This is a genomic window from Ramlibacter sp. (assembly GCF_029866045.1).
GTDB lineage: Bacteria > Pseudomonadota > Gammaproteobacteria > Burkholderiales > Burkholderiaceae_C > Ramlibacter.
In genome coordinates this window covers 35038-44955 of record NZ_JARXAB010000054.1, presented here as the reverse complement: position 1 = coordinate 44955, position 9918 = coordinate 35038, and the positions used below count along the sequence as shown (strand labels likewise).

Below are 9918 nucleotides of genomic sequence, written 5' to 3'. Positions count from 1 at the left end.
GCGCGGGCTGAACTTTTTGTCGGTGCGCGACAGCGTGCTCAGCTTGCGGTCAAACGTGGTTTCTTGCCCGAACACGTCGTAGCGCGCGCCCACCAGCGCCTTCCACTGCGGGGCCAGCGTGATCTGGTTTTGCCAGTACAGCGCGGCCGTGTCTTGTGTGGTGTGGCTGGGGATGGCGCTGTCGGCGCTGTAGCTGGCCGCCGGGATGGTGGGGGCCGGGCGGTTGCCGGGGTTGAGGATGGGCACGCGGTCGGCGCCACCCGAGACGGATTCAGCGCGCTTCTTTTGCTGGCCCAGCTCCACGCCCATCAGCCACTCTTGCTTCAAGCCGCCCAGCTGGTTGCGCCAAGTCACGTCGGTCTGGTTGAAGAAGCCTTTTTCATCGCGCAGGATGAACGAGCGGGTGCGCCCCACGCTCATGTCCACGGGGTTGGTGGTGCCGCCGGGCAGGGTGTTGTAGCGGTCCAGCGTGTAGTCGTACACGCGAGTGACGTTGCGCACCGACCAGTCGTCGTTGAAGCGGTGGTTCAGCGTGGCTGCCAGCGACTGCATGGTGCTGGTGGTGGTGTCATCCTGCGCGGCGTTGCGAGAGCCGTAGTAGGTGCCCGCAGGCACGTTGACGGGGCGACCATTGAGCGCGGGGATGCCGAAGTCCGTGAGGCGCTTGTCGCGCACGTTGGTGTATTGCAGCAGCAGGTCGGTCTGCGCGGCGAGCTTGAGCGCGAGCGAGGGTGCGAAGTTGTGGCGTTTGACGAACTGCTGGTCGCGGTAGCTGCCGGAGTCTTCGACGGCGGCGTTGATGCGCAGCGCTGCGGTGTCGCTGATGCCCACGTTCACGTCGGCTGTGGCGCGGCGGTAGTCGAAATTGCCCAGGCCCAAGCTGGCCTCGCCCGATGTCTCGCCAAACTTGGGCTTCTTGGTCACGCGGTTGATCAGGCCACCCGAAGATCCGCGCCCGTACAGCACGGCGGCGGGGCCCTTGAGCACTTCCACACGCTCGATGTCGGCCAGATCGCGGAAGTACAGCGCGTCGTCGCGCACGCCATCCACAAACTGGTCGGCAATCGCGGTGAAGCCCCGGATCACCACCTGGTCGCGCTGGCCGTCGCCATGGCTCATGGCTACGCCGGGCACATTGCGCAGTGCGTCTTCCATTGACCGGGCGCCTTGGTCGCGCAGAAGCTGCTCGGGCACCACGTTCACGGCCTGGGGCACATCGCGCAGCGGCGCGCTGCCCTTGGTGGCCGATGTGCTGGCGGCGGGGGCGTAGCCGTCGTCACCGCTGGTGGATTGCACGGTGACCTCGCCCAGTGTCTGGGTGGGCGCAGAGGGCGGTGTGGCTTGTGCCAGCGCGGTGCCGCAGAACGCGGCCAGGACGGCGGCGGCCAGCGGGTGCAGGGCCTGGGGGTGGCGGAAGGGGCGTTGGAGGGAGTGGTGCAGAGATGCGTGCATGGTTTGTCCTTGGTGTGTGCACAACGCGGTTGAAAACGGCTCCGCAGGCACCGGACCTGGCGCAGGCCCGTGGGGCCGATGGCTGGGAGGGGCGCAGAGAGCGAGAGAAAACGAAATCTGGAGAGGGACGCGGATCAGAAGGTGGTGCGGGTCCGCAGGGGCGCTACATCCTTTGCGCTCACCACCCCCATGCCCAGGCGGCGAGGCCAGCTGCCAGGGCCACCCCTGCCAGCAACGGCGCGCGCCGGGGCTGCCAGGTCACGGTGGCCGTCACGGCCACGGCAGCCACCGACAAGGCCACCGCCCAGGCCGCTACGCCCAGCGAGGCAGGCGTACTACCTGTCGGGCGGGCTGCCAGCCACAGCGACAGCAGCAGCAGCAGCCACCCGGCCCGGCGCAGCTGTTGCAGGTGGCGGGCCGCACCTTCGCGGCCTGTGGCGTCTTCGTGGTGGCGATCCATGCCCAGCGCAATGGCCGACCAGGCCGCAAAACACAGCAGAAAAGCGGACATGGTGCTCAGGCTCCCGAGGTCGAAACGGACACGTCGGGTGTCGCAGGCGATGCGGCAGCAGGGGGCGTGCGTGGTGCCTTGGCCGCAGCCGCTTTGCCGTTGGTTACTCGGCCCGGGCGCAGCCGCCATGACAGCCAGCCCAGCAGCAGCCCGGTGGTCAGGAAGGCCAGGTCCATGCTGGCCCACACCCATTCACCCGCAGGCAGCGTGATGCCCAGGTGGGTGTGTGTGGTCAGCGCATTGACGACCGGGAGCAGCGCCCACACCAGCCCTGCCACGCCCAGTGGCACCGACCAGCCCACGCGGCTGGGCCGCACCACGGCGCAACCCAGCGCCCACAGCAGTGCCAGGCCCCAGGCGCTGAAGAACCACGCCAGTTCCACATCGGCCCGGCCTTCGGTGCCCAGCGGGATCAGTCGGTTTGATGCGATGTACACGCCGCAGGCCAGCGGCAGGCCCGCCAGGGTTGCGATGTTGATGGCAGCCACCAGGCGCTCGCCAAAGGGTGCCTTGGGCGTGGCTGCATCCGCTGCGTTTGTGGCGCCTTTGCGGCTGGCCTGTGTCAGCGACTTGGCGCTGCGCTTGACCGACCACAGCACCATGCCCGTGGCGATCATCAGGCAGCCCAGAAGGCCAAAGCCAAACAGCGCCCAGCGCAGGCCGGTGTCGGCAAACCGCGCCACATGTAGGCCCACCAGCACGCCATAGGTCTTGACCGCGGGGCCGGTGGCGTCGGCCTGGTCCAGCCACTGGCCGGTGGTGGCGTCAAACAGCAAGCGCGGCGGGCGGTATTGCAGGCGGTCGCCTTCGTGGCGGGTGACCTCGACCACGGCGCGGCCCTTGGCGTCGCGGCGTGCCTGCACGCTGCCGATGCGCCCGCCGTCCCAGCGGGTGCGGGCCTCGTTCAGGATGGGCGGGAGCGTTATGGCGGGCAGGGGTTCTACCTTGTCGGCAGCGCCACGGCGGGCGCGGTTTTCGGCTTTGTCGCCCTGCAGGTCGGCAAAGTACGCGTTGGAGTCCACGCCCTTCTCGCCCTTGTAGGCCGTGGCAATGCCGGAAGGCATGTACAGCGAGTGGAAGATCATCAGCCCGCTGAAGGTGATCATCAGATAGAACGGCAACACCAGCACGCCGGTGACGTTGTGTGCGTCCAGCCAGGCGCGCTGTCCGCCCTTGGTGGGGCGGAAGGTGAAGAAGTCCTTGAAGATGCGGCGGTGCGTGATCACGCCAGTGATCAGTGCCACAAACATCAGCATGGTGGCCACGCCCACCACCCAGCGGCCTTCGAGTGTCCAGCGCCCTTTCTGCGCCGTGCGCAGCTCGAAGTGGAAGCGGTAGAAGAAGTCGCCACCCATGGTCTGGCGGGTGTCGATGGCCTCGCCGGTCTGCGGGTTCATGCGCATCGTCTCGAAGCGGCCGTTACCAGTGTCGCGCCACAGGATGTTGACGGCGGGGTCGCGGTCGTCGGGCAGGTGCATGATCCACTGCGTGACGTTGGGCAGCTTGCGCACCAGTGCGTCCAGGGCCTTTTGCGCCGTTTGCGCCACCTGCGGCTCGCTGGCATCCACCGGCTGCAGGCCATGCATCTCGGGGCGCATCCACAGGTTGAACTCGTTCTTGAAGAAGGAGAGCGTGCCGGTGAGGAAGATCGCAAACAGCAGCCAGCCCAGGATGAGCCCGGCCCAGGTATGCAGCCACGACATGGCCTGGCGAAAACCTTCGCGGTCGTTGGGGGCCTTGGGGACTCTGGCCTTGCTGGGGGTGTCGGAAGCCGCGTTGTCAGGGGCGCGCTCTGGCACGGCGTCGGGTGTCAGTGTGGTGGTGCTCATGCCGCCGCCTTCATCCATTGCGGTGCTATGGCGCAGGCGCCCAGTACCAGTGCGGGCAGCAGCGTGCCACCCCACGCCCCCCAGGCGGTGCGCGCATAAAAAGCCCAGCCTGCGGCAGCGGCATACACCAGCCAGGCGAGCATGGTGGCGGTGATCACGGCCTCCACACGTGGCATGCACTGCGCAAGCAGCAGCGACATCGCCGCCGTGAAGCCTGCTGCCAGCGCATAGCCGCCCCCCACCGCAGCCACGGCGCGCGAGGTGACTGCCAGCCGGTAGCGCCAATCGGCGCAGGCGGTTTTCATGGCCGAGCCCGGGTGGCGCCGGGCGTGGAAGGGCGAGAGGAAAGGGGCAGCGTCCCTGCAAGGCAGGGGCGGGCGGTGTGGCGCAGCATCAGCAAAGAGGCTCCAGGCAGGTGTGTGTGGGTGCAAAAAACGCACAAACGCTGGCTGCAGCTGGCGGCGGGGCCGGGGCTGACTGGCTTGCTGGCGGGCGCGGGAATCAGGTGGTCACAGAATCCGGCCGCGGATCGTAGGCATGCATTCTACTTTTGTTGAGAAGCATTCGCATTTATGGATGCGGGAATTTTCTGCCTTTGATGTGCACTTGCAACAACCCGTGACAGCTGGGGGCATGGTGGCCTCGGGCTGGGTATGCGCGAGGGTTGTGCGCGGGCACAAAAAAACGGGCCTTGGCCCGTTTTTTTGATTTCTTCTTTGCTTTTTTCGTGGAGCGCTCTGGAAATCTTTGAGGATCAGTCCGCGTCGCCCATCTGCGACTGCAGGTAATTCTGCAGGCCGACCTTGTCGATCAGGTCAATCTGGGTTTCGAGGAAGTCGATGTGCTCTTCGGTGTCGTCCAGGATCTTTTGCAGCAGGTCGCGCGAAACATAGTCGCGCACGGATTCGCAGTGGGCAATGCCTTCCTTGATGGTGGCCTGCGCGCCTTGTTCGGAGCGCAGATCACAGGCCAGGATCTCGGGCACATCCTCGCCCACTTGCAGCTTGGCCAGGTCCTGCAGGTTGGGCAGGCCGTCCAGCGTGAAGATGCGGTCCATGAGCCAGTCGGCGTGCTTCATCTCGCCTATGGATTCCGAATACTCTTTCTTGGCCAGCTTGTCGAAGCCCCAGTGCTTGAGCATGCGGTAGTGCAGGAAGTACTGGTTGATGGCTGTGAGTTCGTTCTTGAGCTGCGCCTGCAGATGGCCGATGACTTGTGCGTCGCCTTTCATGGGGACTCCTTGTTGTGTTGTGTAGTGCTGATGCCGCCCCGATTGTCGTGACCCCCGTCAACCCGTGCAACGCAATCCCATGTTTTCGCGCACTGGCTGCGTTTGATGTTGAGTTGTGTTCGCGTTCAGGCAGACTCATGGTGTCCACCTGTATGCCCGCACCCAATGGCCAAAAAATGGTTGTCGCGGCGGGGTAAACGTGGCCCATTTGCAAGCTGCAACGTCATTCAACGTATGCGGCGCTGAGCGCGCGGCGCAACTTCAGAGCACACCATGGCACAGCCAATCCCCTTCCTCCATTTACCTCCAGTTGGCGTGACCCGCATGTGGGTGCGCGGCGCAAGCCTGTTATTGGCCTTGGCCGCAGTGGCTTTTCAATCCAATTCCGCGGAGATTCATCCCCATGAACTCGCAACGCTGCAGCAGCAAGTTCAGCGTACGGGTTGGGTTAGGGTCTTGGTGACTTTGGATCGCAACGCCTGGCGCACTCGGTCGGAAGAACAGACATTGCGGCTGCAGGCCCTGGCCGACCGGCTGTATGCGGAACTAGGCGATTCCGCTTTTCCCACGGGCCGCACGAACCGCGGATTTGGGTGGATTGGGTTTTTCACCGACTCAGCGGGCATCGCCATGCTTTCTCGCACCGCGTTGGCCGAGAAGTTTTCCATGGATTCGACGACCAGAAGCTGGGGGCGTGAACGGGCGGGGGATGGTAGCTTTGAGGCTATCGACGATGCGCTCATTGCCTCACCCACCGTGGAGGTGGATTTGGTGCTGGCCACTGACGAGCCGCCGTATACCCTGCTACCCGATGGCAGCACCCGCTTTGATGGCCCCTCGGAAGTGAACGAAGTGCTGGACCGCCTGCTTGCCGAGCCGTTTGCGCAGCACATCCAGGGCATCGATCGAAGCCAAAACCCCCAACTCGCGCCCGTGGTGCAGGCCAAAATTGATCGGGTGGCGTTTTTTGGATTGGTGGAAAGCGTGCATGTGCGGGCGGTGCGGCCGCGTGGCTTTGTGCGCCAGCCGTCGGCCATCTGGCATGAGGACGCTTTGCGGGTCGCGGCGCGTGAAGGTCGTGCGGAAATCCATATCCTCTTGCGAGGTGGCGTGACTTACACGCACTTGCCTCGCCAAAGTCCCAAGGCACGCATTTACCAGATGGATGCCAACACGCGCGCGCTAGGCGAGATTCTCAAAGCCGCCGGTGTGGGGGCGTTGCCCGTGCTATCAGAGGTCGATGCCCACATGGGGCTGGTGCACCTTGTCATCACCAGGCCCCAGCTTGAAAAGTTGTTTGCCCAACGGGACCCACGCATCCTGAGCGTGGATGTAAACAAGGCGATGGCTGGGCTGTCCAGCAATAACTAACCCGTGTGGTCTGGCCCGAACGCGTGGCTATCCCACAGTGTTGACGCCAGCGGCTCTATGCGCATCGGCACCCGCACAACCGCGCCGCTCCAGTACGAGCGGGAGCAGGGCAGTCGTCGCCACGCCCGTACGCAGTGGCATCAGCAGGTGCAGGTGCAGGTGCACGGTCGAGAATCTGTTTTATTTGAGTATTTGATGTCCACAGAGGGAAGCACTGATGCACTTGCCTACTGCTTACTGCCTCCGCTGCGGTGCGGAAGCGTCCATTTATAGTTCATGACAATTGATTTAATTAAATCAATTGATTGGATTCATGGTCTCAAAGGGCCTAGACTTCAGCCCTGTTCAGTTAACCAACCAACCTAAAGGAAACAGCAATGTCCCTGATCAACACTCCCGTTCAGCCTTTCAAGACAACCGCTTTCGTCAACCGCAATGGCAAGGGTGAATTCATCGATCTGACCGAAGCCGACCTGAAGGGCAAGTGGTCCGTGCTGATCTTCATGCCTGCCGCCTTCACCTTCAACTGCCCCACTGAAATCGAAGACGCTGCTGAGCACTACGCAGAATTCCAGAAGGCCGGTACCGAGGTCTACATCGTCACGACCGACACGCATTTCTCGCACAAGGTCTGGCACGAAACCAGCCCCGCCGTGGGCAAGGCCAAGTTCCCCCTGGTTGGCGACCCAACGCACCAGCTGACCAATGCTTTTGGCGTGCACATCCCTGAAGAAGGTCTTGCACTGCGCGGCACGTTCGTGATCAACCCCGACGGCATCATCAAGACGGCCGAAATCCACTCCAACGAAATCGCCCGCGATGTGAAGGAAACCGTGCGCAAGCTCAAGGCTGCCCAGTACACCGCCGCCAACCCCGGCCAAGTGTGCCCCGCCAAGTGGAACGAAGGCGCCAAGACCCTGGCCCCCTCGCTGGACCTGGTCGGCAAGATCTAAGCTGCCACCGATTCGGCAGAGCCCCTTGCGTGGGGCTCCCCAGCCGGACAGCGTCATGGTGCCTGTGCGCCATGCCGTCCGGCTTTTTTACGCCCGTACTTCGCCGTATTCCGCCTTTTCTCAGGCTCCGTTGCGGCTTCAGGGTTGCCAAAAGCGGCCCCAGCCCCCAACCTATAAATCGAAATTCAAAGGACACCACCATGCTCGACGAACAACTCAAGACCCAGCTTTCCGCCTACCTGGAGCGCGTGCAGCAGCCGTTTGAGCTGGTGGCATCCCTGGACGACAGCGAGACTGCGCGCGACATGCGCGAGTTGCTGACGACCATCCAATCGCTGCGCAGCGACAAGATCACGCTGCGCACCGACGGCAACGACGCGCGCAAGCCCTCGTTCAGCCTGCAGCGCGTGGGTGCTGCCAACAGCCTGCGCTTTGCGGGCCTGCCCCTGGGCCATGAATTCACCTCGCTGGTGCTGGCCCTTTTGTGGACGGGCGGCCACCCGCCCAAGGTCGAGCCTGAGGTGATCGAGCAGATCGCTGCGCTCGAAGGGGACTTCAACTTCGAGGTCTACATGAGCCTCACCTGCCACAACTGCCCGGACGTGGTTCAGGCCCTCAACCTCATGGCGGTGCAAAACCCCCGAATCAAGGCGACCATGATCGAGGGCAGCCTGTTCCAGGCCGAGATCGAAGAGCGCAAGATCATGGGCGTGCCCTCGGTGTACCTCAATGGCACCCTGTTTGGCACCGGCCGGATGACCCTCGAGGAGATCTTGGCCAAAGTGGACACCGGCGCCCAGGCCCGTGAGGCGCAAAAGCTCAACGCCAAGGCGCCGTTTGACGTGCTGATCGTGGGCGGTGGACCGGCGGGCGCGGCGGCTTCCGTCTATGCCGCACGCAAGGGCATCCGTACCGGGGTCGCCTCCGAACGCTTTGGCGGCCAGGTGCTGGATACGCTGGGCATCGAGAACTTCATCTCGATCAAGGAAACCGAAGGACCGCGCTTTGCGCTGGCTCTCGAGGAGCATGTCCGCCACTACGACGTGGACATCATGAACATGCAGCGTGCCAAGGGTCTGGTGCCGGCGGCTGACGCCGGCGGGCTGGTCGAGGTGCAGTTCGACAGCGGCGCCTCCCTGAAGGCACGGGCAGTGATCCTGGCCACCGGCGCGCGCTGGCGCAACCTGGGTGTGCCGGGTGAGGCCGAATACAAGAACAAGGGCGTGGCCTACTGCCCGCACTGCGACGGACCGCTGTACAAAAGCAAGCGGGTGGCGGTGATCGGCGGCGGCAATTCCGGCGTGGAAGCAGCCATTGACCTGGCCGGCATCGCCCAGCACGTGACGCTGATCGAGTTCGGCACCGAGCTGCGCGCCGACGCAGTGCTGCAACGCAAGGCGGCCAGCCTGGCCAATGTGACCATGATCACCAACGCGCAAACGACCGAGGTCACCGGCGACGGCCAAAAGGTCGACGGCCTGCGCTACCAAGACCGGGCTACCGGCCAGGAGCACCGTGTGGACCTGGCCGGGGTGTTCGTGCAGATCGGGTTGGCGCCCAACACGGAGTGGCTCCAGGGCACGCTGGAGTTGTCCAGGCACGGCGAGATCGTGGTCGACGCCAAGGGCCAGACCTCGCTGCCCGGCGTGTTCGCCGCGGGCGACGCCACCACGGTGCCGTACAAACAGATCATCGTGGCGGCAGGCGAAGGGGCCAAGGCCGCGCTGGGTGCGTTTGACCACCTGATCCGCAGCAGCGCCCCGAGCGACGCCGTACCAGTGGCGGCGCCGGCCCAGGTGCCGGAGTTGGTAACCGCCTGAGTCTGGCAAATCTGCCCTCCGCCGGGGCCGCAGCGCACGCTTTCGCGTGACAATGCGGCCCCTTTCTATTGGCGTCACGGGAGTGCAGGCATGCAAGGCGATCCGAAGATCATCCACCACCTCCAGGCGCAGTTGCGCAACGAGCTCACGGCCACCAGCCAGTATCTTCTGCACTACCGCGTCCTCCAGCATTGGGGGCTGGGCAAGCTGGCCAAGAAGGAGTACGAGGAGTCGATGGGCGAAATGAAGCATGCCGACCGGCTGATGGCCCGCATCCTCACCCTGGACGGCCTCCCCCACCTGCAGGATCTGGGCAAGTTGCTGATCGGCGAGGATGTACCCGATATCCTGGACTGCGACCTGCGCCTCGAGCGCGCCGCCCAGGTCACCGTCAAGGAGGGCATTGCCGCCTGCGAGGCGGCCCGCGACTATGTCTCACGGGGCCTCCTGCAGGACGTGCTGAACGACACCGAGGCGCACATCGACTTCCTGGAGACCCAGATCGACCTGCTGGGCAAAGTGGGCCTGCCCAACTATTTGCAGACCCAGATGGACGCGGCTACCTAGGGACGGCCCTCGCATGCCGCCGCAGGACCCGTCCTACACTGACGCGTCTTGAACGCCGCGCAAGCCCCGTCCCTTGTTCCCTCACCGCCGCCTGCTGCTTCTCGTCCCCATCGTGCTGATGCTGCACCTGGTCGCCCTCTGGGCGCTGGGTGGCGGCACGCTGCGCAGCCCTCGGGAAGCGGCG

9 protein-coding genes are annotated in these 9918 nt (G+C 64.5%); 4 read left to right on the top strand and 5 right to left on the bottom strand.

Going from position 1 to position 9918, the window contains the following annotated elements; translation table 11 throughout:
- The 5 genes from QE494_RS06425 to bfr (QE494_RS06405) form a co-directional block, all read right to left on the bottom strand.
- Nucleotides 1-1452, bottom strand: a 1452-nt coding sequence (locus tag QE494_RS06425) for a TonB-dependent siderophore receptor (RefSeq protein WP_300042084.1), incomplete at its 3' end; no start/stop codon positions are given.
- A gap of 178 nt (nucleotides 1453-1630) precedes the next feature.
- Nucleotides 1631-1963, bottom strand: coding sequence for a DUF3325 domain-containing protein (locus QE494_RS06420; protein ID WP_300042083.1), 333 nt, complete (start codon nucleotides 1961-1963; stop codon nucleotides 1631-1633).
- Between the two features lie 5 nt (nucleotides 1964-1968).
- Entirely contained in the window at nucleotides 1969-3666 is a 1698-nt protein-coding gene (locus QE494_RS06415) for a PepSY domain-containing protein (RefSeq protein ID WP_300042086.1), read from the bottom strand.
- A 122-nt stretch (nucleotides 3667-3788) separates the two neighbouring features.
- Nucleotides 3789-4097 carry a DUF3649 domain-containing protein gene (locus QE494_RS06410; protein ID WP_300042082.1) on the bottom strand — a complete coding sequence of 103 codons (309 nt, stop codon included), beginning with the start codon at nucleotides 4095-4097 and terminating at the stop codon, nucleotides 3789-3791.
- Nucleotides 4098-4546: 449 nt separating this feature from the next.
- Nucleotides 4547-5023: a bacterioferritin gene (gene bfr, locus QE494_RS06405; protein ID WP_108617817.1), complete on the bottom strand. Its 477-nt coding sequence runs from the start codon at nucleotides 5021-5023 to the stop codon at nucleotides 4547-4549.
- A 273-nt stretch (nucleotides 5024-5296) separates the two neighbouring features.
- Here bfr (QE494_RS06405) and QE494_RS06400 point away from each other — a divergent pair, with 273 nt between their 5' ends.
- From QE494_RS06400 to bfr (QE494_RS06385), 4 genes are all read left to right on the top strand, one after another.
- Complete coding sequence (locus tag QE494_RS06400; protein ID WP_300042081.1) at nucleotides 5297-6394, top strand: hypothetical protein; 1098 nt, start codon at nucleotides 5297-5299, stop codon at nucleotides 6392-6394.
- Between the two features lie 377 nt (nucleotides 6395-6771).
- Entirely contained in the window at nucleotides 6772-7347 is a 576-nt protein-coding gene (gene ahpC / locus QE494_RS06395) for an alkyl hydroperoxide reductase subunit C (RefSeq protein WP_063462036.1), read from the top strand.
- A 200-nt stretch (nucleotides 7348-7547) separates the two neighbouring features.
- Nucleotides 7548-9167: an alkyl hydroperoxide reductase subunit F gene (ahpF, locus tag QE494_RS06390; RefSeq protein WP_300042080.1), complete on the top strand. Its 1620-nt coding sequence runs from the start codon at nucleotides 7548-7550 to the stop codon at nucleotides 9165-9167.
- Nucleotides 9168-9257: 90 nt separating this feature from the next.
- Nucleotides 9258-9734 carry a bacterioferritin gene (bfr, locus tag QE494_RS06385; RefSeq protein ID WP_300042079.1) on the top strand — a complete coding sequence of 159 codons (477 nt, stop codon included), beginning with the start codon at nucleotides 9258-9260 and terminating at the stop codon, nucleotides 9732-9734.
- Nucleotides 9735-9918: the final 184 nt, after the last annotated feature.